The sequence below is a fragment of the Streptosporangium sp. NPDC087985 genome (assembly GCF_044741965.1).
In the GTDB taxonomy this organism is placed as follows: Bacteria; Actinomycetota; Actinomycetes; order Streptosporangiales; family Streptosporangiaceae; genus Streptosporangium.
The window spans coordinates 752,971-773,058 of record NZ_JBIUTQ010000001.1; the positions used below are offsets into that span (position 1 = coordinate 752,971).

General features: G+C 68.8%; 28 protein-coding genes and 1 tRNA gene. 11 read left to right on the forward strand and 18 right to left on the reverse strand.

Annotation, left to right across the window (positions count from 1 at the left end; translation table 11 throughout):
* The first annotated feature begins 255 nt into the window (after window positions 1–255).
* Window positions 256–2,295: an MFS transporter gene (locus ACIN94_RS03655; protein ID WP_400699118.1), complete on the forward strand. Its 2,040-nt coding sequence runs from the start codon at window positions 256–258 to the stop codon at window positions 2,293–2,295.
* A 61-nt stretch (window positions 2,296–2,356) separates the two neighbouring features.
* Here the strand turns inward: ACIN94_RS03655 and ACIN94_RS03660 are convergent, their stop codons facing one another.
* The 3 genes from ACIN94_RS03660 to ACIN94_RS03670 all read right to left on the reverse strand — a co-directional run bounded on the left by ACIN94_RS03660 (window position 2,357) and on the right by ACIN94_RS03670 (window position 4,942).
* The gene (locus tag ACIN94_RS03660) at window positions 2,357–2,689 is read right to left on the reverse strand and encodes an FmdB family zinc ribbon protein (protein ID WP_400699120.1); all 333 of its coding nucleotides are present in this window, start codon (window positions 2,687–2,689) and stop codon (window positions 2,357–2,359) included.
* A gap of 109 nt (window positions 2,690–2,798) precedes the next feature.
* Window positions 2,799–4,304 carry a potassium/proton antiporter gene (locus tag ACIN94_RS03665; RefSeq protein WP_400699122.1) on the reverse strand — a complete coding sequence of 502 codons (1,506 nt, stop codon included), beginning with the start codon at window positions 4,302–4,304 and terminating at the stop codon, window positions 2,799–2,801.
* Window positions 4,305–4,360: 56 nt separating this feature from the next.
* Window positions 4,361–4,942: a 5-formyltetrahydrofolate cyclo-ligase gene (locus tag ACIN94_RS03670; RefSeq protein ID WP_400699125.1), complete on the reverse strand. Its 582-nt coding sequence runs from the start codon at window positions 4,940–4,942 to the stop codon at window positions 4,361–4,363.
* A gap of 25 nt (window positions 4,943–4,967) precedes the next feature.
* Here ACIN94_RS03670 and galU point away from each other — a divergent pair, with 25 nt between their 5' ends.
* The 8 genes from galU (at window position 4,968) to ACIN94_RS03710 (ending at window position 10,317) form a co-directional block, all read left to right on the forward strand.
* Window positions 4,968–5,867 carry a UTP--glucose-1-phosphate uridylyltransferase GalU gene (galU, locus tag ACIN94_RS03675; RefSeq protein ID WP_400699128.1) on the forward strand — a complete coding sequence of 300 codons (900 nt, stop codon included), beginning with the start codon at window positions 4,968–4,970 and terminating at the stop codon, window positions 5,865–5,867.
* A gap of 23 nt (window positions 5,868–5,890) precedes the next feature.
* A complete protein-coding gene (glp, locus tag ACIN94_RS03680) occupies window positions 5,891–7,078 on the forward strand; it encodes a gephyrin-like molybdotransferase Glp (RefSeq protein ID WP_400699951.1) in 1,188 nt (395 codons plus the stop codon).
* A 43-nt stretch (window positions 7,079–7,121) separates the two neighbouring features.
* Window positions 7,122–7,595 (forward strand): cyclic pyranopterin monophosphate synthase MoaC, encoded by a 474-nt coding sequence (gene moaC / locus ACIN94_RS03685; protein ID WP_400699131.1) that lies wholly within the window; start codon window positions 7,122–7,124, stop codon window positions 7,593–7,595.
* A complete protein-coding gene (locus ACIN94_RS03690) occupies window positions 7,592–8,071 on the forward strand; it encodes a molybdenum cofactor biosynthesis protein B (protein ID WP_400699134.1) in 480 nt (159 codons plus the stop codon). The genes moaC and ACIN94_RS03690 overlap by 4 nt, the downstream gene beginning before the upstream one ends.
* A gap of 46 nt (window positions 8,072–8,117) precedes the next feature.
* Entirely contained in the window at window positions 8,118–8,771 is a 654-nt protein-coding gene (locus tag ACIN94_RS03695; RefSeq protein ID WP_400699953.1) for a GNAT family N-acetyltransferase, read from the forward strand.
* A 124-nt stretch (window positions 8,772–8,895) separates the two neighbouring features.
* Complete coding sequence (locus tag ACIN94_RS03700; protein ID WP_400699137.1) at window positions 8,896–9,489, forward strand: hypothetical protein; 594 nt, start codon at window positions 8,896–8,898, stop codon at window positions 9,487–9,489.
* A gap of 57 nt (window positions 9,490–9,546) precedes the next feature.
* Window positions 9,547–9,623: transfer RNA gene (locus ACIN94_RS03705), tRNA-Ala, on the forward strand.
* A gap of 139 nt (window positions 9,624–9,762) precedes the next feature.
* Window positions 9,763–10,317 (forward strand): hypothetical protein, encoded by a 555-nt coding sequence (locus tag ACIN94_RS03710; RefSeq protein ID WP_400699140.1) that lies wholly within the window; start codon window positions 9,763–9,765, stop codon window positions 10,315–10,317.
* A 59-nt stretch (window positions 10,318–10,376) separates the two neighbouring features.
* Here ACIN94_RS03710 and xerC read toward each other — a convergent pair whose 3' ends face one another.
* Genes xerC through ACIN94_RS03725 form a run of 3 tightly spaced genes read right to left on the reverse strand, consistent with a single transcriptional unit; the run spans window position 10,377 to window position 12,386 of the window.
* Window positions 10,377–11,510 carry a tyrosine recombinase XerC gene (xerC, locus tag ACIN94_RS03715; RefSeq protein ID WP_400699143.1) on the reverse strand — a complete coding sequence of 378 codons (1,134 nt, stop codon included), beginning with the start codon at window positions 11,508–11,510 and terminating at the stop codon, window positions 10,377–10,379.
* A complete protein-coding gene (locus tag ACIN94_RS03720; protein WP_400699146.1) occupies window positions 11,510–11,713 on the reverse strand; it encodes a helix-turn-helix domain-containing protein in 204 nt (67 codons plus the stop codon). Before ACIN94_RS03720 ends, xerC begins: the two co-directional genes overlap by 1 nt.
* Window positions 11,703–12,386, reverse strand: a complete 684-nt coding sequence (locus ACIN94_RS03725) for a replication initiator (protein WP_400699149.1) — start codon at window positions 12,384–12,386, stop codon at window positions 11,703–11,705. The genes ACIN94_RS03720 and ACIN94_RS03725 overlap by 11 nt, the downstream gene beginning before the upstream one ends.
* On the opposite strand from ACIN94_RS03725, the gene ACIN94_RS03730 reads away from it, so the two are divergent.
* On the forward strand, window positions 12,321–12,497 hold the full coding sequence (locus tag ACIN94_RS03730; protein WP_400699970.1) for a hypothetical protein: 177 nt from the start codon (window positions 12,321–12,323) through the stop codon (window positions 12,495–12,497). The two genes, ACIN94_RS03725 and ACIN94_RS03730, sit on opposite strands and share 66 nt — an antisense overlap.
* Before the next feature lie 26 nt (window positions 12,498–12,523).
* Here ACIN94_RS03730 and ACIN94_RS03735 read toward each other — a convergent pair whose 3' ends face one another.
* On the reverse strand, window positions 12,524–12,670 hold the full coding sequence (locus ACIN94_RS03735) for a hypothetical protein (RefSeq protein WP_350926415.1): 147 nt from the start codon (window positions 12,668–12,670) through the stop codon (window positions 12,524–12,526).
* A gap of 122 nt (window positions 12,671–12,792) precedes the next feature.
* Here ACIN94_RS03735 and ACIN94_RS03740 point away from each other — a divergent pair, with 122 nt between their 5' ends.
* Window positions 12,793–13,086: a hypothetical protein gene (locus tag ACIN94_RS03740; RefSeq protein ID WP_400699151.1), complete on the forward strand. Its 294-nt coding sequence runs from the start codon at window positions 12,793–12,795 to the stop codon at window positions 13,084–13,086.
* A 120-nt stretch (window positions 13,087–13,206) separates the two neighbouring features.
* Here ACIN94_RS03740 and ACIN94_RS03745 read toward each other — a convergent pair whose 3' ends face one another.
* The 11 genes from ACIN94_RS03745 to ACIN94_RS03795 form a co-directional block, all read right to left on the reverse strand.
* On the reverse strand, window positions 13,207–13,434 hold the full coding sequence (locus ACIN94_RS03745) for a hypothetical protein (protein ID WP_400699154.1): 228 nt from the start codon (window positions 13,432–13,434) through the stop codon (window positions 13,207–13,209).
* Window positions 13,435–13,455: 21 nt separating this feature from the next.
* Window positions 13,456–13,905 carry an ester cyclase gene (locus tag ACIN94_RS03750; RefSeq protein ID WP_400699157.1) on the reverse strand — a complete coding sequence of 150 codons (450 nt, stop codon included), beginning with the start codon at window positions 13,903–13,905 and terminating at the stop codon, window positions 13,456–13,458.
* Window positions 13,906–14,631: 726 nt separating this feature from the next.
* Window positions 14,632–15,105, reverse strand: coding sequence for a hypothetical protein (locus tag ACIN94_RS03755; RefSeq protein ID WP_400699160.1), 474 nt, complete (start codon window positions 15,103–15,105; stop codon window positions 14,632–14,634).
* Between the two features lie 177 nt (window positions 15,106–15,282).
* Window positions 15,283–16,143, reverse strand: coding sequence for a DNA-3-methyladenine glycosylase family protein (locus tag ACIN94_RS03760; RefSeq protein ID WP_400699163.1), 861 nt, complete (start codon window positions 16,141–16,143; stop codon window positions 15,283–15,285).
* Window positions 16,140–16,763: a DNA-3-methyladenine glycosylase I gene (locus tag ACIN94_RS03765; protein ID WP_400699166.1), complete on the reverse strand. Its 624-nt coding sequence runs from the start codon at window positions 16,761–16,763 to the stop codon at window positions 16,140–16,142. Before ACIN94_RS03765 ends, ACIN94_RS03760 begins: the two co-directional genes overlap by 4 nt.
* Window positions 16,764–16,767: 4 nt before the next feature.
* The gene (locus ACIN94_RS03770) at window positions 16,768–17,439 is read right to left on the reverse strand and encodes an alpha-ketoglutarate-dependent dioxygenase AlkB family protein (protein WP_400699168.1); all 672 of its coding nucleotides are present in this window, start codon (window positions 17,437–17,439) and stop codon (window positions 16,768–16,770) included.
* Window positions 17,436–17,960 (reverse strand): hypothetical protein, encoded by a 525-nt coding sequence (locus tag ACIN94_RS03775; protein ID WP_400699170.1) that lies wholly within the window; start codon window positions 17,958–17,960, stop codon window positions 17,436–17,438. The genes ACIN94_RS03770 and ACIN94_RS03775 overlap by 4 nt, the downstream gene beginning before the upstream one ends.
* Window positions 17,948–18,238 carry an Ada metal-binding domain-containing protein gene (locus ACIN94_RS03780; RefSeq protein ID WP_400699172.1) on the reverse strand — a complete coding sequence of 97 codons (291 nt, stop codon included), beginning with the start codon at window positions 18,236–18,238 and terminating at the stop codon, window positions 17,948–17,950. Before ACIN94_RS03780 ends, ACIN94_RS03775 begins: the two co-directional genes overlap by 13 nt.
* Window positions 18,235–18,975: a 2OG-Fe(II) oxygenase gene (locus ACIN94_RS03785; RefSeq protein WP_061258002.1), complete on the reverse strand. Its 741-nt coding sequence runs from the start codon at window positions 18,973–18,975 to the stop codon at window positions 18,235–18,237. Before ACIN94_RS03785 ends, ACIN94_RS03780 begins: the two co-directional genes overlap by 4 nt.
* Window positions 18,972–19,589, reverse strand: a complete 618-nt coding sequence (locus ACIN94_RS03790; protein ID WP_400699175.1) for a methylated-DNA--[protein]-cysteine S-methyltransferase — start codon at window positions 19,587–19,589, stop codon at window positions 18,972–18,974. The genes ACIN94_RS03785 and ACIN94_RS03790 overlap by 4 nt, the downstream gene beginning before the upstream one ends.
* The gene (locus ACIN94_RS03795; RefSeq protein ID WP_400699177.1) at window positions 19,586–20,083 is read right to left on the reverse strand and encodes an RNA polymerase sigma factor; all 498 of its coding nucleotides are present in this window, start codon (window positions 20,081–20,083) and stop codon (window positions 19,586–19,588) included. Before ACIN94_RS03795 ends, ACIN94_RS03790 begins: the two co-directional genes overlap by 4 nt.
* Between the last annotated feature and the right edge of the window lie 5 nt (window positions 20,084–20,088).

Sequence of the window (20,088 nt, forward strand, 5' to 3'; positions counted from 1 at the left end):
CGCCCTCGCCGACCGCCTGAGGAGACCGCCCCCACCCTGTGGATAACGCGGCCACGCCCTGTGGATAACCGTGCACCCTGACGTGCCCCCCGACGGGCCTCGGTGCGCCTTCCGAGGTGCCCTCCGGGGTAGCTGACCGGTCACGCTGGGTAGGATCTGCCGTACACCGATCGGGGGGTCGGATGAACGCTCGGCGGTCTCAGCGGCATGTGCGGGGCTCATGATGAGCGCCCGGCGGTCTCGGCGGGGCTCACGATGAATGCCCGGCGGTCTCCACGGCACGCGCGGCGCACGGAGGGTCTGGGGATCATCATCGGCGCGCTCATGCTCGGCATGCTGCTCGCCGCGCTGGACCAGACGATCGTCTCGACCGCGCTGCCGACGATCGTCAGTGATCTGGGCGGCCTGGGGGAGCTGTCCTGGGTGGTCACCGCCTACATGCTCTCCTCGACGGTCTCGACGCCCCTGTGGGGCAAGCTCGGGGACCAGTACGGCAGGAAGAGGCTGTTCCAGGCGGCGATCGTCATCTTCCTGGCGGGCTCGGCACTCTGCGGCCTGTCGCGGAACATGGGTGAGCTCATCGGCTTCCGCGCCCTGCAGGGGCTCGGCGGTGGTGGGCTCATGGTGCTCGCCCAGGCGATCGTCGGGGACATCGTGCCCGTCCGCGAGCGGGGGAGGTACCAGGGATTCTTCGGCGCCGTGTTCGCTGTCTCCAGCGTCGCGGGCCCGCTGCTCGGCGGCCTCTTCGTGGATCACCTCTCCTGGCACTGGGTCTTCTACGTCAACCTGCCGATCGGGGTCCTCGCGCTGGCCGTGGTCTCCTCGGCGCTGCCGTCCGGTACGGAGCGGACCCGGCACACCATCGACTACCTCGGCATGGTCTTCCTCGGCGGCGCGGCCGCCTGCCTGGTGCTGATGACCACCTGGGGCGGGACCGTCTACCCCTGGGGCGATCCGGTCGTCGTCGGGCTGGGGGCCGCCTCGGTGGCGCTGTTGGTGCTCTGGCGGCGGGCGGAGAGGCGGGCCAGGGAACCGGTGCTGCCGTTGCGCCTGTTCAGGCTGAGGGCCTTCAACGTGGCCTCGCTGATCGGTTTCGTCGTGGGATTCGCGATGTTCGGCTCGCTCACCTACCTGCCGCTGTTCCTCCAGGTCGTCCAGGGGGTCTCGCCCACGATGTCCGGGATCCACCTGCTGCCGCTGATGGGCGGCCTGCTGGCGACCTCGATCGCCAGTGGCCAGATCATCACGCGCACCGGGAGATACAAGATCTTCCCGATCCTCGGCACCGCGATCGTGACGCTCGCCCTCGGTCTGCTCTCGTCCATCGGCGCGGACGTCTCCACCTTCCGGCTGAGCGCCTACCTGCTCTTGCTGGGCGTCGGCATCGGCCTGGTGATGCAGGTGCTGGTGATCGTGGTGCAGAACGCCGCCGGCTTCGAGGACCTCGGAGTGGCGACCTCGGGGGCCACCTTCTTCCGCCTGATCGGCGGCTCCTTCGGCGTCGCGGTCTCCGGGGCGATCTTCACCTCACGGCTCGGCGACGATCTGGTACGGCTCTCGCGGACGGTGCGGGTTCCGCCGGGGCTGGAGAGGACGGTCCAGTCGGATCCGACGGCCATCCGGACGCTGCCGGCGGAGACCGCCGTGGCGTTCCTCGGAACGTATGCCGACGCGATCGCCCACGTGTTCCTCTACAGCGCGCCGGTGGCCCTGGTCGCCTTCGCCGCGGCCTGGCTGCTGCCGGAGGTGCCCCTGCGGGAGACGACCAAGCCCGCCGACCTGGGCGAGTGCTGCGGCGCCGTGCCCACCGCGCGCTCCTCGCTCGACGAGGTCGAGCGGGGGCTGCGGCGGCTGGCCGACGTGGACATGCGCAGGGACTACTACCGCCGTCTGGGCGACCTGGCCGGTGTGAATCTGCCCCCCGGCGCCGTATGGCTGGTCACGCGGCTGGGCACCCATGGTCCTCAGGCGGGCGTCGAACTCGCCGAGAGAGCGGGGGTGCCGGTCGAAAGGGGCAGGCCGTACGAGGATCTGCTGGTCGCGCGTGGCCTGGTCAGCAGGGACGGTGACGGCGTCCTGGCGCTCACCCCGGCCGGGGAGCGGGCGGCCGATCGGCTGGTCGTGGAGGCCCGTGAGGGCCTCGGGCGGCTGATCCAGGACTGGGACCCCGAGGGGCATCCCAAGCTCCGTGAGCTGCTGCGCAGTCTCCCTCGCGAGCTGCTCGGCTCGGCGGCCGATCGCCCGCGGAACGGCTGGTCGCCGGTGGAAAAGGCTGATAACCCGCAGAACGGCTGATCGCCCGCGGAACGGCTGACCCGTCCCCCGCGGGGGCGGGCTCCGTCGCGGGGTGGGCGGCTCAGGAGGCCGCGGCCGCCGGGCTGCTCGTGGCCTTCGCCGGCGCCGAGCTCGTGGACTCCGTCGACGAGCCGGAGGAACCGGACGAGCTGGACGAGTCGGAGGTCGATGAGGACGACGCGCCCGTGCTGCTGGAGCTCACCGTGCTGGTGGCGGAGGACCGGCTGTCGGTCCGGTAGAAACCCGAACCCTTGAAGACGATGCCGACCGCGGAGAACACCTTGCGGAGATCGCCGGCGCACTTCGGGCACTCGGTGAGCGCATCGTCGGAGAACTTCTGGACGATGTCGAACTCGTTGCCGCATGCACTACAGGCGTACTGGTAGGTGGGCACGCGCTCCTCCTTTTAGGTCCGCGCCGATTGGCACTCTACTGACGCGACTGCTAATGGTACGCAGCCGACAGGCATAAACGCGAGTCGGAGCCATCGCATTCCACGTGGATCAGGCGCCCCGCTCGCCGAACCAGCCGGCGAGTTTGCCCCTGCGGCTGATCGCCCGTATCCGTCTCTCGGCCGCATCCCTGCAGGCCGCGGTGGTCACGACCAGGAGCTGGTCGTCGAGCATGATCCTTGTGGAGTCGGTGGGCACGAACGTCCGGCCGTCCCTGACGATCAGCGTGACCTGGGCGTCGGTGGGCAGTCTCAGCTCGAAGATCTCCACGCCATGCAGCTTGGAGGTCGGCGGCACCGTGATCTGCAGCAGGTCGGCGTTGAGCTCCTCCAGCGGAGCCGACTCCACCTCCAGATCACGGGCCTCGTCGGGGGTGGAGAGCCCGAGCAGCTTCGCCACGAAGGGCAGCGTCGGCCCCTGCACCAGGGTGTAGACGACGACGATGACGAAGACCTCGTTGAACACGAGCTTGGCGGTGCCGTTGGCCACCGTGGTGGCGGCCCAGGGGATGGTGGCCAGCACGATGGGCACCGCCCCGCGCAGTCCCGCCCACGACAGGAACGCCTGTTCCCGCCAGTTCAGGCGGCCGACCCGCGCCAGCCGTACCAGGAAGGCCGAGACGACGATCGACAGCGGCCGGGCCACCAGGACCAGGATCAGCCCCGTCACCAGGCCCGGGACGATCGCCGACGACATCTCCGACGGGTTGGCCAGGATGCCGAGCATGACGAACAGGCCGATCTGGGCCAGCCAGGCCACGCCCTCGGCGAATCCCCGGGAGGAGCCCCGGTGGGGCATCCGGGAGTTGCCCATCACCAGGGAGGCCAGGTAGACCGCCAGGAACCCGCTGCCGTGCAGGAGTACGGCTCCGGCGTAGGCGACGAACGCCAGCGCGAGCACCGCGAGCGGATAGAGGCCGGAGACCGGCAGCGCGATGCGGCGCAGCGCGTAGACGCCCAGCGGCCCGACGGCCAGGCCGGCGATCGCGCCCACCACCAGCTCGAAGACGACCAGCAGCAGCGCGTTTCCCAGGCTGGGCGAGGCAGCGGCGCTCAGCAGCATCACGGCGATGACGGTGGGCGCGTCGTTGAGACCGGACTCGGCCTCCAGGATGCCCGCCAGGCGCGGGGGCAGGGGGAGGCGGCGCAGAACGGAGAAGACGGCCGCGGCGTCGGTGGACGCGAGGATCGCGCCGAGCAGCAGCGAGGTCCGCCATTCCATGCCGAGCAGCAGGCGCACCGGGATCGCGACGGCCGCGACGCTCACCCCGACACCGACGGTGGCCAGCACTATCGCGGTCGGGACGGAACGCTTGACGTGGTTCCAGTTGGTGGTCAGGCCACCCTCGGCGAGGATGATCGCCAGGGCGATCAACCCCATCTGCTGGGCGAGCTCAGGGTTCTCGAACTGGAGCCCGAAGCCGGACTCGCCGATGACCAGGCCGAAGCCCAGGAAGATGAGGAGGCTCGGCAGTCCGCTCCGATGGGCGACCCGCACCGCCAGGATGGCCGCGATGACGATTCCGGCACCCAGAAGCAGCCAGACGTCCCATCTCACCTGGCACCCCTTAACATCTTCATTCCGGGGACCATTGTGTCGTATTCAGTCCGTTGTCAGGCGCGTCCGGTGGCCACCCGGGTGATTCCGCTCGGCAGAGCCGCGTAGCGGACCGGCAGGTCATGGGGCTCGGCGGGGACATCTTCCAGCAGTTCACCCTCGTGCAGCAGGGCGACCGTCGGCACGTTCGGGCCGACCCGGGCCAGTGCCCGGTCGTAGGAGCCGCCGCCGCGGCCGAGCCGTACTCCGGTGGACCTGTCCACCGCCAGCGCGGGAACGATCACCAGGGCCGCGGTCCTGATCGCGTCGACGCCCCGCCGGGTGTCCACCGGCTCCATGATTCCGAAGCGGCCCGGAGCGAGGGTGTCGGGCCCGTCGTAGACCGCCCAGTCGAGATCGTTGTCGGCGCGGAGCACCGGGAGGATCACGGTGGCGCCGTGTTTCCACAGCGCGAAGACCAGTCCGTTGGTCGCCGGTTCCGTGCCGCTCGACCAGTAGCACGCGACGAGTCCGGCCATCTGGACCCAGGGCTGATCCAGAAGCGCCTCCCTCGTCCGCACGGAGGCCGCATGCCGCTCGTCCTCAGGGATCGAGGCACGTGCGGCCTCGATCGCCGAACGCAGCTTCAGCTTGTCCACAGATCCCTCCACTATGGTTTGAGTTATGGCCGACTTCCATCCTGTGACCAAAGCCGTCGTTCCCGCCGCGGGGCTGGGCACCCGGTTCCTGCCGGCGACCAAGGCCACTCCCAAGGAGATGCTGCCGATCGTCGACAAGCCCGCGATCCAGTATGTCGTCGAGGAGGCCGTCTCCGCCGGTCTGCTCGACGTCCTCATGGTCACCGGCAAGAACAAGCGGTCCATCGAGGATCACTTCGACCGGGCGATCGAGCTCGAAGACCTCCTGGAGGCCAAGGGAGACGACGAACGACTCTCCCAGGTGCGTGAACCCGCCGACCTCGCGACCCTTCACTACGTGCGGCAGGGGGAGCCGCGCGGCCTCGGCCACGCCGTACTCTGCGCCAAGCAGCACGTGGGCGACAACCCGTTCGCCTGCCTGCTCGGCGACGACCTGATCGACTACCGCGACGAACTCCTCAAACGCATGATCGAGGTGCGCCGCACCCATGGCGGCAGCGTCGTCGCGCTGATGGAGGTGCCCAAGGAGCAGGTCTCCCTGTACGGCTGCGCCGCCATCGAGCTCACCTCCGAGGACGACGTGGTCCGGGTGACCGACCTGGTGGAGAAGCCCGCCGCCGAGGACGCCCCGTCCAACTGGGCCGTCATCGGCCGCTACGTGATCGACCCGGCCGTGTTCGAGGTCCTGGAGAACACCCCTCCGGGCCGTGGCAACGAGATCCAGCTGACCGACGCCCTGCGCACCCTGGCCGGTCGCGGCAGCGCCGAGGGCGGCCCGGTCCACGGCGTGCTGTTCCGCGGCCGTCGCTACGACACCGGCAACAAGCTCGACTACCTCCGCACGGTGGTGCAGTTCGCCGCGGACCGTCCCGACCTGGCGCCGGAGTTCATGCCCTGGCTGAAGGAATTCCTGGCCTCCCGATGAGCCCGACGAGCCCCATGAGCCCGATGCGATCGGTCGACGACCATCTGGCGGACATCCTGCGTACCGTGCGGGTGCTCGCCCCGCTGGAGCTCGACCTGGAGCTCGCACTGGGCACCGTCCTGGCCGAGGAGATCACCTCTCCGGTCGCGCTGCCGCCGTTCGACAACTCGGCCATGGACGGCTACGCCGTACGGGCGCAGGACGTCAGCCGGGTCCCGGTGACGCTCCCGGTGATCGGCGACATCGCGGCCGGCGGCGACGGGGGGCTCACCGTCGGCCCCGGCACGGTGACGCGGATCATGACCGGCGCCCCGATGCCCGAGGGCGCCGACACGGTGATCCCGGTCGAGTGGACCGACGGCGGCACGGACCAGGTCACGATCAACCGGTCGGCGCCGGAGGGGAACGCGATCCGGCGGGCGGGCGAGGACGTGCTCCCCGGTGAGATCGTGCTGCCGGCGGGCACCCTGATCGGGCCGGCTCAGCTGGGCGTCCTGGCCGGGGTCGGGCGCCGCCGGGTGCTGGCACGGCCCCGCCCGAGGGTCGTGGTGATCTCTACCGGAGCCGAGCTGGCCGAGCCGGGCACGCCCCTGGCCCCCGGCCAGATCTGGGAGTCCAACAGCTACACCCTGGTCGCCGCCGTCCGCGAGGCCGGCAGTGAGGGATACCGGGCCGGGGTCGTGGCCGACGACGCCCGGCTCTTCCTCGACCAGCTCGACGCCCAGCTCCTGCGGGCCGATGTCGTGATCACCAGCGGTGGCGTCTCGATGGGCGCCTACGAACCGGTCAAGGAGGCGCTCGCCCCCCTCGGCACGGTCCGCTTCGACCGCGTCGCCATGCAGCCGGGCATGCCCCAGGGGTTCGGCGTGGTGGGCGAGGACCAGATCCCGATCTTCGCGCTGCCGGGCAACCCGGTGTCGTCCTTCGTGTCGTTCATGCTGTTCGTCCGGCCGGCACTCCTGAAGATGCGCGGCCTGCACGCCGGTCCCACCCCGACCGTCCGGGCCGTGACCACCTCGCCGCTCCGCTCGCCCGCGGGCAGGCGGTCATACCTGCGGGCGGTGCTGGCCGACGACGGCTCGGTGGCCCCCGTGCGGGGACAGGGCTCACACCAGCTCGCCGCCCTGGCCTCGGCCAACGCTCTGATCGTGGTCCCCGAGGACGTCACCGAGCTGCCCGGAGGCGCGACCGTGGAGGTCATCCGGCTGTGAGCGAACGTGCCGGGGACGGCGACCTGAAAGGCATGGTGTCCGCATGAATGGATTCACCCACCTCGACGAGACCGGCGCGGCGCGCATGGTGGACGTCTCGGCCAAGGACGTCTCCGTCCGTACGGCGAGCGCCACCGGCAAGGTGCTGCTGTCCGCCGAGGCCGTGGCCCTGCTGCGGTCGGGGGACATCCCCAAGGGCGACGCGATCGGCACCGCGCGGATCGCCGGCATCATGGGCGCCAAACGGACCCCGGACCTGATCCCGCTCTGCCACCCGATCGCGCTGCACGGGGTGAAGGTCGAGCTGTCCGTGGTCGACGGGGGCGTGGAGATCGTCGCCCGGGTCAAGACCGCGGACCGGACCGGTGTCGAGATGGAGGCGCTGACCGCGGTCGCGGTCGCCGCGCTCGCGCTGATCGACATGGTCAAGGCGGTGGACCCGGCGGCTGTGATCACCGACGTCCGGGTCGAGGAGAAGACCGGCGGGAAGACCGGGGTCTGGACCCGGCCGGTATGACCGTCAGAACTCTGGTGATCACGGCGTCCAACCGGGCCTCCGCCGGGATATACGAGGATAAATCCGGGAAACTGCTGGCCGAGCTCCTGCGGGAGGCCGGCTGCGAGGTGGACGGCCCCCGGGTGGTCCCCGACGGCGACCCGGTCGAGGCGGCGCTCCGGGCCGGGGTGGCCGAGGGCTACGACGTGATCGTCACCACCGGCGGCACCGGGCTGACCCCGGCCGACCTCACCCCGGAGATGACCGGGCGGGTGCTCGACCGGGAGATCCCGGGCATCGCCGAGGCCATCCGCCATGCGGCCCGCGACCGGGTGCCCACCTCGATCCTGTCCCGCGGCCTCGCCGGGCAGGCGGGCCGCAGCCTGATCGTCAACCTGCCGGGCTCCTCCGGGGGAGTCCGTGACGGCATGGCCGTACTCCTGCCCGTCCTCAGGCACGCCGTGGACCAGATCCACGGGGGAGACCACCCGCGCTGACCCACCCGGCGGACTCCATGGCACGTCGGCGTGCCTTCGGGGGATGATGGGATGCGTGGATCGACTTCGTGGCTGGCCGGTGACCCTGGCGGAAGGCGCGGTGGGACTCCGGCCGTTGCGCCTGCGGGACGTGCGTGTCTGGCGAGAGGCGCGGCTGCGTAACGCCAACTGGCTCCGCCCCTGGGAGCCGAGCAACCCCGAGACCCCCCTGTTCAGGACGGGCCTCGGTCCCTACATCTCGATGACCGGCACCCTCCGCAGGGAGGCCAGGCAGGGGCTCGCGCTGCCCTGGGTCGTCACCTACGAGGGCGCCTTCGCCGGGCAGCTCACCATCGGTGCCATCGTCTGGGGTTCGGCCAGGTCGGCCCAGATCGGCTACTGGGTGGACAGCGCGCTGGCCGGCCGGGGCATCATCCCCACCGCCGTGGCCATGGCGGTCGACCACTGCTTCTTCACCACCGGGCTGCACCGGGTGGAGGCCAACATAAGGCCGGAGAATCACGCCAGCCGCCGTGTGGTTGAAAAGCTGGGTTTCAGGGAAGAAGGCGTCAGAAGGCGGCATCTGCACATCGACGGTGCTTGGCGCGACCACATTTGTTACGCCCTCACGGTCGAAGACGCACCCAGGGGTTTACTCGTGCGGTGGCGGAGAGCCAGAGAATCCGCAGCCCACGGTGGCCCTCCCCATGAAGAGGTTTGAAGATCTCGCGACACACCGCACCGAATACTCGTCAAATAGTGACACGCGGTCTTACGGTGCGTGACGTGAGCACATTGAGGACGCCAAGAGACCACAGGCGTTCTCCTGCTGCCCGGAGGTGTCCGTGAGCAGCGCTTTTCTGTATCTGGCCATTGTCGTGATGTGGTTGTGCGTTCTCGTTCCCATGTGGTTGCGCCGGGACCGGCCCACGTTCGCCGAGACATCCAAGGGCGCGGAGCCGTCCGTCCAGGACGAGCAGCAGATCGAGGACGAGGCGTCCGACACCAGGTCCGACATCGTGCCCGGGAGCTCGGACCCGGCCGAGCCCGAGCTGTCCCCGCGTGAGCGCCGTCGCGCCGAGCGGCGCCGCCGGGCGGCCCAGGTGGCCAAGCGCCGGCGGTTGACCTTCTGGTGCACGCTGCTGGTCCTCGCCTCGGTGGTGACGGCCGCCGTCCGGGTGATCCCCTGGTGGGGCGTGCTGCCCTCCACGGTGCTTCTGGGGTCCTATCTGGCCGTCCTGCGGGTCTCGGTGCAGATCGACACCGAGCAGCGGATGGCCGCCGCCCGGGCCCGTAGGGAACGTGCCAGGCGCGCCCGCCGGCGGGCCGCCGAGCGGGAGGCCCAGCGGCCGGTCGCGGAGATCATCGACCTGGACGCGCACCGCGACGAGCTCTTCGATCAGTACGCCGAGGCTCCCCGCCGCGCGGTCGGCGACTGATCGATGCGCCGGATGGCGCGAGCGCGCCCGGAAGTTTGCTAATCTAGTCCACGTCTTGGGGATGTAGCGCAGTCCGGTAGCGCACTTCGTTCGCATCGAAGGGGTCAGGGGTTCGAATCCCCTCATCTCCACCAGGTCAGAGGCCGCTTCCGAAAGATCGGGAGCGGCCTTCTGCATTGCTGGGTGACTAACTGAGTGACTACGCCGGACGAGAACCAGCGATGTGGGGGCGGGGTGGACGAGGCAGCGGCAGCACGGTTGCGTGATGTCGCTGTGAAGGCGTTTCCCTCGGAGCTGGGCGCCGAGGTCGAACAGGCCGTGCGACTGCTGATGCCGTCCCGCTACGCGCCGGTGGACGGCTTCGACGTATCGGTGTGGGGGCATCGGTTGCGGATCCCGTACCGAATCTACGAGGACCCGCCAACGCCCGGGATGCTGGACGATCTCGGTGAGGTGGCCCGGGTGGTTCTGGACTGCCTGCTCACCCGCCATCACAGCGGTCACGTGCGACAGCGGCACGCGGAGAGGGTGATCTCCGTCGACGCCGACTGGGTCGTGCCGTTCGCCGTCACCCTGGTCGGTGAGTATGTCATTGAGATCGTTGATGTGGTCCGGGCGGGCCTTGCCGAGCTGGACATTCCCGGTACCCGGCAACGACAGCGGTACGGCCGCTTCGCGGCCGACAACCTGGACTTCATGACGTTGACGCGGCAGCGCGCCGTCAGCTACTGGAGTTGCTACTACCGTTGGAGGTTTCCGGAGTTCAACCATTACCCGGGCGCCCAGGTGCTCGCGTCCCTCAGCTCGGCGGCCACTGATTATGTGTGAAGGCCGCTTCCGTTCGGTGGAAGCGGCCTGGTTGCTGCTGGTATGTCCAGCCGGGTGGACTATCCGTCCCCGAAGATCTGGTCCATCGCTTCGGCCCCTTCCAGGAGCATCGGGCGGAGCTGCTTGCGGTAGACGGTCTCTGTCACCGAGGTGTTGCGGTGGCCGACCAGGCGGGAGATGTTCTCCAGCGGCACCCCGGAGTCCGACAGCAGCGAGACGAAGCTGTGGCGCATCTCGCGGGGTGTCCAGTCCTGTGCGTTCAGGCCGGCCTTCATGAGGACGGCTCGGACCGAGCGGCGGACGTTGTGGGAGTCCAGCCCCGTGCCGACCTTGGACGCGAACACGAGGTCGTTGTCCTGCCAGCCGTCACTGGCCGCCTTCTTGGCCACGTTCTGACGCTCACGGTGGAGCTTGAGCGCGTCCACGCAGCGCCTCGGCATGGCCAGCGTGCGCCGGGATTTGCGGGTCTTGGTGTCGCCGCCCTCCCGGACCGAGCGCCAGACCATGATGGACGGCGGGGTGCCGTCGAGGTCGACGTGGGACCAGGTGAGCGCCCGCAGTTCCTCCGTACGAGCCCCGAGCAGCAGCGAGAGCACGATGTAGGCATGCAGCGCGGTCCCCTCGGACGCCTTGAGCACGGCTTCCGCCTGGTCGAGGGTGAGCGACTTGGACGGACGCCCCTCCTTTCCTCTGGGGATCTCGCAGAGCAGCGCGACGTTCCGCTTCACCTTGTCGCGGGCTTGGGCGCGGGAGATGGACCGGACGAGGGTCGAGCGCAGCTCGCGGAGGGTCCGCGTGCTCAGTTCCTTCGCCTTGTCGGCCAGCCAGCGGTCAACGTCATCGGCGGTGAGGTCGACGAGCTTCCGCGCGCCCAGACCAGGGATGATGTGCTTGTTCGCGAGGATCGAGCACTTGTCCACCGTCGCGGACCCTCGGCCGCTGAGCCCGAACTCCAGCCAGTTCCGTACGGCGTCGGCCACGGTGTAGCCGGTCGAGGAGACCAGGAGCCCATCCTCGTAGTCGCGGATGATCTCCTTGAGCTTTTTCATGGCCGCGGTCTTGGTTCTGCCGCTGGCCTTCTTCGCAATCCGCTTGCCCGCCGGGGTGTAGCCGACCGTCACCGAAGCGATCCAGCGTTGCCGCGCCTCGTCCCAGTGCAGTCCGCCGTCCCCACGGCTACGTCGTTCGGTCATCAGGCGGCCTCTCGCTCCAGGAGTGCGATGTACTCGCGGATGGCGGACGCCGGGATGAGCCGGGTACGGCCCTCCTTGACCGAGCGCAACCGCCCCGAGCGCATCAGCTCGTAGAGCACACTGCGGCTCAGCCCGAGCCGTCGCATGGCGTCGGACACCCGGTAGAGCTGGGCCTCGGTGGTCGAGATCAGGTCAGCGGCCAACAGTTCCCCCCTGGTGTGAGAGCGACGAGGCGAGAGCGGATTCCCCGGCTGTGTAGCCCTGTCCGGCGTATCTCCAGTTGGCGAGGACGAGCGTGGCGGCGGGGTCGTACGGCAGCCGCTCAAGGTCGCGTGCCTGGCGGTACTCCAGGCGGACGCGGCGCAGGGCGGTCATGGTGGTGGAGTAGGCCCGGCTCTTGGTCGAGAAGTGACCGCGGAAGCCGAGCATGTGCGCCCACTGCCGGAGGCGGAGCGGTGCGAGTTCGGGATGGGCCTCGGTGTCGCCGAGGTGCCATGCCGTACGGATCAGCCGGGCGGCGTGCTCGGTGACACCCTGCTGTTCGAGCCGGGCGAGGTCGGACCGTCTCACCCTCCGGTCGAGGGTGCCGGAGGTCTCGGCGGCCTTCGTGGCGTACTTGGCGCGTAGCCGGCTACCGCCGCCTCGGGGAGCGCGGACCCGTCCGGGCCGGTCGACTCGATCCGCCGCACGTCGACCGCGCCCCAGCGCAGCTCTTGCGAGCCTTCTCCGTCTGGGCCGAGGCCATCGAGACGTACGGCCTTCGCCGCCCAGGCCCGTCCGGCCCGTGACGGAACCGAGGCCGATGCGTCCGTGGACGTCTTCACCGCCGTGGCCGAGATCCGCATGGCCGCCTCGCGGGCGCTGGCACGGCTGCACAAGCAGCAGATCGCCCTCACCGCCGATCGCGCCGAGGCCATCGCCACCGGCTCCGCCTTGGACGACGCCGCACTGGCGAAGTTCATGGACGAGAACGGCGGGCTGCCGTGAGCAGCCGGCAGACATCCCGGCGGACCTCACGGCGCGACGCGATGGGCTTCACGCAGGCCGAGAACGACGTCGCCGACGTAATGATCTGGCTGCGCTGCAACCACGGGCGCGAGGTCAGCTATGCCGAAATCGCGGCCAGCGTCGAGATCCCCAACGGTCACCGGCTGCGGCAAGCCGTCCGCCTCGTCCGCGTGATCGCGGCCAATCGGGGCGACCGCCTGGAAAGGTTCCAGCCCTCAGCCAACCTCGCCCGGCGCGACTCTGCCCGGCGCCGGGCCTGTGGGTCATCTGCTACATGCGCCACGGACACGGCGACGAGTTCAGCGCCCGCGACGCCATGTCGGCCGCACGAGCGGCGATGACGTCGGTGAAGGACATGCACCGCCCCATCACCTTCGAGGTCAGCAACCCTCACTCGATCGCCCGCAAGGAGTTCGAAACGATGGTCCAAGCCGCCGACGAGTGCATCACGAAAGTCGCCGGCATCGACAAACTCGGCCCGCAGACGGTCCGGCGCGAGAACACCAGCCTGCTCACCCAGATGATCGCCGACCTCGAAGCCCGGCTCACCGAGCCGGCGACGCCCTGACCGCGGGGCAGCCTTCGCGTCGTGGACCGAAGGGGACCACCTGGTCAGCAACCCGATCAGCGCCGTGCCGATCGGCGACAGCGGCCCCACCGCACAGTGCGGTGGGGCCGGTCAAGCCGGTCAGCAGCAGTCAGCCCTCGCTCCGGCGGCGGGGACATCCCGCCCGCCAGGCTGCTCCGTGGCCTGACCGCACACGTACGGCGCGGTAGTCGCGTCCTGGGCCGTGGCCGATGTGCTGGCCGACTTGCCGAGCGTGTCGGCGTCGGCCTTGACCACATACACCTCCCAGGGCTCGACGCCGAGGTGGTCCATGCGGGTGTCCTGACCCTCCTCGCCCTCGATGAGCACCAGCTTGAGCGGGCGCTCAGCTCAGGCGGTAGGGATGATTCCGAGCTGCTGAAGGACCTTCACACCGTCGTCGAGCCCGAGCTCCTCGACGATGAGACCGTCCTGGATCTTGAGCACCGTCGTGCCGGTGAAGCGGAGCGTCTTGCCGGACGCCGCCGGCGCGGAGCCGATGGGAAGGTCATCGAAGACGATCGGCCCGGTGTGCGTGCCGCCGCCCTCCCACTGGCCGACGACGTAGTCGCCCTCGGCGATGAGGTCCGCGGTGCCCCAGAAGTTGAGGTCCGGGAACGCGGTGCGGAAATTGGTCGCGAACTCGCGCACCTCGTCGCGCCCGCGCATCGGCTGGTGCAGGGAGTACTCGAAGCGGATGTCGGGGTGGGCGAGCTCATCGATGACGTCGGGCTTCCACGGGTTGCCCCAGAATTCGGTGAACCAGCGTCCGACGATGGCCTTGTTCTCTTCAACCGACATGTACATGTCCTTTTCTGTGGATGTGCCGCCGTTTCGTCTTTGACTGGCGACACGTCGAAGACGTTGGGGAACGTCAGTTCGTGAGATCCTCTGCCGGACTAATTTCGAGCGCCGCGTAGAACGTCACTGATCTCGTGTCCCCGGGCGCCCACAGAGCAGTGATTCCGGCCCTCTGGGCGCTCTGAAGCGCCAGGCGTTTTAGAAGGCCCTGTGCTCGCCGGCTAGCTCCGGTGCAGCAATGCACCGGAGCTACCCGGCGAGCACAGGGCCGTCAAAACCGATACGTGAGATTGGCGGTGAAGATTCATGTGCGAAGGCCGAGTGTCTAGTGGAACGACCGAGCGACATTGTCTGAGGGATCCCAGAGCGCACTGCTTCCGGCTTGCGCACGTCATGAATCGAATGGATCTTCATGGCAGTCGCAAGGCCGCGGTGGCGCCATTACGGGTTGGTTCACGTCAGGGTGTCGAACGCGGTGCTGTCGGTGGGGTCGATGATCGACAGGCCGATGCTCTCCTGACCGCGCGATACGACGATGAGTTGGTCGGTGGTGAGGGTGAGGGACTCGGGTTGGGGGCTGCACGATGTCGGCGAGCATTCGCGAGAAGGGCCGCTGAACGACCACGGATTGAAGAGGCGAAGCCTGCTGCGACAGGAATCTCCTCTTCGATGTACAGACGCGTCCGGTCTAATCCGGTGGGGGCGTGGGCGTCCGTGATGCCTCGGTCATGCGGTCACCCCGATGGGGTGCAGGCCAAGGGCCTTGTAGATGGCCTCTGTCGCCGTGCCGTCCCGGACGATCACTCGGTCGATGCCCGCCTCGCGGGCGTTACGCAGAAGTTCGATCTTGAGCACCTGCTCCACCCACGCCGCGTGGGTCGGCTCCATCCATGTCACGACGTCGCGTGGGACATCGCCGGTTGGGTCGATGATCGAGATGCCGACGGTCTCGTAACCTCTGCACGCTACGACGACGAGGCTCTCGTCGCGGATCGTGAAGGGCATCACGTCGATGCCACCGCAGATCATGGCGGATTGGAGGAGGTCTCCGACCGCCATGCCGAGCTGAGCCGATCGGGCGCTCTTTTCCGCGAGACTCGGGAAGTAGTACGTGGCAGCGGTCGCGCGGTGCGTCTCGATCCAGTAGTTGTCGGCGTCGAAGTCGGTCAGGTCGTATTCCTTGTCCTGTCGACTGGTCATTCGCATTGTCCCCTGCACGCCCAGCTGTAGCAGCGGTGCCCGCGACCGCCGGGCGCATGACGGCCGCGGGCATGCTGAGCTGACTGATGTCAGCAATGCCGGGCGATTGCTTCCCGGCACGTGGAAGACGCCGGGTCGCACAGGAACGTGAGATTGGGGCCTGGCTTCAGGATCGCGTCAGTCCGGCCTGGCCGCGCCGTAGGCGACGTCCGCCCACAGATGCATGAGCGCGTAGGAGCGCCACGGTGCCCACGCCGCAGCGATGGTCCGCGCCCGGTCAACGGTGACGGCTCCAAGCGCCCTGCGGGCGACCAAGTCGCCGGGAGCGAAGGTGTCGGGATGCTGCATCGCGCGCACTGTGAGGTAGTCCGCGGTCCAAGGGCCGATGCCGGGGAGCGCAAGCAGGGCACGACGCGCCTCGTCGACAGTGAGTTGCGCGAGCGTGAATCCGTTCGCCCACTTCTCGGCGACGGCCCGAAGCGTGCGGGTCCGCGCGCCGGTGAGGCCGACGGCCGCCTGCAGTTCCGCGTCGGGAATCGCCGCGAGATCCCGTGGTGCCGGGAGAGCGTGCAGACCGGCTATCGGCGTCCCATAGGCGGCCACGAGCCTGCCCATGAAGGTGCGGGCCGCGGCGAGTGAGACCTGCTGGCCGATGACCGTCGCGGCCACCGCCTCGAACTCATCGGGGTAGCCAATGAGCCGGATGCCGGGCCGGCGCTCGACCAGCGGCCGGATCAGCGGGTCCGTGGTGAGGTGATCGGCGATCCGCTCGGTGTCGGAGTCGAGGTCCAGCCAGCGTCGAATCGCGACCGCGATGCCGTCGGGGTCAGGCACCTCGTCAGGGAGGTTCGCGACGACCCCATCCTCGGCGAAGGTCATCTTCACCCGTGCAGGGCCTCCTGCGTGGGTCAGAAGCCGGGTGTAGGTGCGGCCCGGGATGTCGACTTCTTCGGCTCCTGGGATCGCGTGGGCAGCCAGCATCCGTAGAGCGATCTCAAAGTCAGTGGGACCGTTCGGGATCAGGTGTAGGAGGGTCACGATGTCCAGATTCCAGAGCTGCCCCGTCGATGCGAGCCGAGCAGATGGGTGTCGACGATGCCGATCGCCTCCATGAGCGCGTACATGGTGGTCGGGCCGACGAAGGCGAATCCGCGTCGGCGCAGCTCCTTTGACAACGCGACCGACTCGGCGGACTTCGTGGGGATCTCTGCAAAGGTCTGGGGGCAGGGCGTGCTCTCGGGTCGGAAGGACCACACCAGCTCGGCCAGGCCCATCTCCTCGCGCAGCGTGATGGTGGCGCGGGCATTGGTGATGGTCGCCTGGATCTTCTGCCGGTTGCGCACGATGCCGACGTCGGCCATCAACCGCTCGACATCGGTCTCGGTGTACGCAGCGATCGCGTCCGGGAGGAAGTTGTCGAACGCCGCACGGAATGCGGGTCGCTTGCGGAGGATCGTTGCCCAGGACAGACCCGCCTGAAATCCTTCGAGACTGACGCGCTCGTAGACGCCGCGTTCGTCCGTGACCGGCATGCCCCACTCTGTGTCGTAGTAGTCGCGCAGCAGAGGGGCAGCGGCTGCCCATGCGGGCCGGGCGAGCCCGTCGTTCCCGACGACGACGCCGGGGTCGGCGGTGGTGCTGCTTGCATCCTGTGTCATTCGATCACCCGTCAAGCCCGGTCATGCGCATCGTGATGTTGATCCGGCCGCGACTGAGTCCGCATCCCTCGGGGGCGGTGCTCTCGTGCACCTTGGTGACACCGTGGTAGGCCAGTCGGGCGGGTCCGCCGAAGACGAAGAGGTCGCCGGAGGCCAGCAGCACGTCGGTATAGGGTTTGCCGCGGCTTTCCGTGTTGCCGAATCGGAACGTGCAGCTATCGCCGATGGACAGCGATACGACCGGGGCGCGGGAGATCTCGTCCTTGTCCTGGTGCATTCCCAACCGGGCCTCCGCGTCGTAGTAGTTCACCAGCGCGGTGTCGGGTGTATAGGAGCGGATCGCGGCTGCGTCGTGGCCAGTGGCCTTGAGGGCATCCCGTCCCAGGCGGATCATCCAGTCGGGGAACGGAAGGACACGGGCGCCGTTCACGTCGGTGGCCTCTCGCGTGTACTTGTACGGTTGCCAGTGCCAGCCCAGACATACGGTGCGCACCGACATCTCGTGTCCGCGGACCTTCGCGGCGCGGATGGGGACAGGGCCTTGCACCCACTCGCGGAACCGATCCACGATCCACTTCTGCTGTTCCCGAGTCAGCCAATCAGGGACCAGGGTGGCGCCCGGGGCGACCTCTCCTCCGTCACGCTCGGGGATCTCCGGAGTGAACAGCGCTGTCATCGCTTGCCCTCCGTGTGTGTGAGGTGCACGAGGGAATCGTGCGCAACGAGCCAGGAGGTACCGTCTGCGTTTGCGCCGGTCAGGCCGTCCAGATTGGTCAGTCCGACGAGTGCGAGAGTGCGCGGGTCGCCGATTCCGGCGGTCGCGAGGGTGCGTGCGGGGCTCCAGGGAGTCGACCACAGCAGCCGCCGGGTCATCTGTGCCCAGCCGGTTGCCGGCCCGACCATCACCCACAGGTCGGGGTCGGCGGCGGCGAACCGTGACGCGTGACGCAGCCAGGAGGCCCCGGTCTCGGGCCAGGTGATCGTATCGAGAGTTCCGCCTCCTGTGCGATCCCAGGCCGATTCGATCAGGCGTGAGGTCGCAAGGGCGTGAGGGGTGCGGCCGGAGCCGATCACGATATTGCGGGCACGGCGGTCGCGAGCAATTCTGATGACGGTCGCGACCTCGGCATCCGTAGCCGTCAGGTCCGCGTCATAACTCGCTGACGCCTTCAGTAAGGGGCTGGTCAGGGCTTCCATCGTTCGCCGTTCTCCCGGGTGGTCTTCCACGTCTGATAACGGTCCCTGCAGCAGGCTCCGCAGGGGCGGAACCCGGCGGCGACCGCCGTGGCCTCGTCAGCGAAGAAGACCCGGTGCTTCACGTAGCCGCCGCGAGCGATGGCGCGCAGCGCGGCGGGACAATCGAGTCGCCCGTAGATCTTCGAGCCGCGATGGCCGCCCCACAGCCCCTTGACCGCAGACCGATAGGGACGGCCGTATGCCCCCAGAAGGGTGTACGTCTTCGTTGCGTCGCTCATGCGGCGTCATGGAAGACGAGAGCGAGGGTGTGACGTTCGCCGGACCGGATGGCGGATACGCCGTGCCGAACCGGCGCGGCGGACCATCCGCGGGCGGACTTGACGGGTCGGTCGCGGGTGGTGAACAGGTATCCGTGACCGTGCGGCAGCAGCGTGGCCGTGCCCCGCGACTGGGCGCGCGGGCGCTGTTCCAGCAGCAGGAACTCGCCGCCCGTGTGATCCACGCCGGGCTCGTTGAGGTTGATCACGACCTGCAACGGGAACACGAGGTCGCCGTACAGGTCGCGATGCAGAGCGTTCCAATCCTTCTCGCCGTAGTGGAGCAGGATCGCCGAAGACTTCGTCTGGCCGGCGTCGTGGCACATCTGAAGCCACTCGTCAAGCGAGTCCGGCCACGGTGCGGGCCGGCCGAGCTTGGTCCACCAGTCGCGGGCGATGGGAAGCAGCCGCGGGTACAGCGCCTGCTTGAGCCGCTCGATCGGTTCTGGGTACGGCGCGTTGAAGTATCGGTACTGGCCCTCACCGAAGCGGTGCCGGCCCATGTTGACGGTGCTGCGGAACAGGCCGTCCTGCTCGTACAGCTCCCTGATCTCCACGGTCTCCTCCGGGGTCAGCAGTTGCGGCAGCAGTGCGCCGCCATACTCGTTGACCTCTGTGGTGATCGCCTCCCAGTCGCCGGACTCGACGCGGCTGTACCACCGATCCGTCTTCCTCCCGGTCGCCTTCGCGATGCTCATGCCGCGGCCTCCAGGTTCAGCAGCATGGTCTTGGCCTCGAGTCCGCCGATGTAACCGCCGAGCGTGCCGTCGGTACGCAGCACGCGGTGGCACGGGACGACGATCGGCAGCGGGTTGGTCGCACAGGCGGTGCCCACCGCTCGGACGGCCTTGGGGTTGCCGACGAGCTCGGCCATGTCTCGGTAGCTGCGGGTCTGGCCGTACCCGATCTCGGGCAGATGCGTCTGCACGAGGCGCCGGAATCCGCGAGACAGGGACAGGTCCAGCGTCAGGTCGAAGACCTGGCGGTGCTTGGCGAAGTACTCGTCGATCTCGCGAGCCACTTCGTCCAGCCGCTTCGGGGCGCGCAGGATGCGCGGGCTGAGCTTCTGGCCGAGGGCTTCCAGAACTCGATCGTGGTCCTCGCTGGCGTACGCCACGCGGACCAGCCCCTCCGGGGTAGCGGCGAGCAGCAACTTGCCGACAGGTGAGTCGATGGTGGTGTAAGCGACATCGACGAGATTGGCTCGCTCTGCCGCCTGCTCCAGACGGCGGTGGAGCCGACTGAGAGTGCCGGCGTCCACAGGCGTCGACAGCAGGGCGGCCATGTCGTCATCGTTGCGAATGTCGTTCATGATGATGCTCCTCTCGTGATCGCGCCCGGATATTTCTTCCTGAGATTCTTGAGCCCGTCTGCGGCGGCTCTTCGGGCCGCCTCAACGGTGCCGCCGAGGATCTCCGCGATCTCGGCGTATGCCAGCCCCGCCACATAGCGGTAGGCGACAGCCTGGCGTTGTTTGCGCGGGAGCCCTTTCACCGCGGCCCACAGGTCAGAGTCCCCAGAGTCCGGGATGCCCCGCCCCGTCGGTGCTTCCGGTACCTCGTCGACGGGCAGGGGATTCCTTTTCGCGACACGCAGCACGTCGATCGCCTTGCGATGCGCGATCGTCACGAGCCATGCCTCCACGTTCGCCGTCTCAGGCAGGTCGGGATAGGCGCGCATGGCGGAGAGGAAGGTCTCCGACCATGCGTCGTCCGCGTCGTGCGGGCCGAGGACGACCCGGCAGACGCGCAGCACGGTTGCGCCGTGCTGCACGACCACGTTCTCGAACGGTTGTTTCATGTCCATCCCAT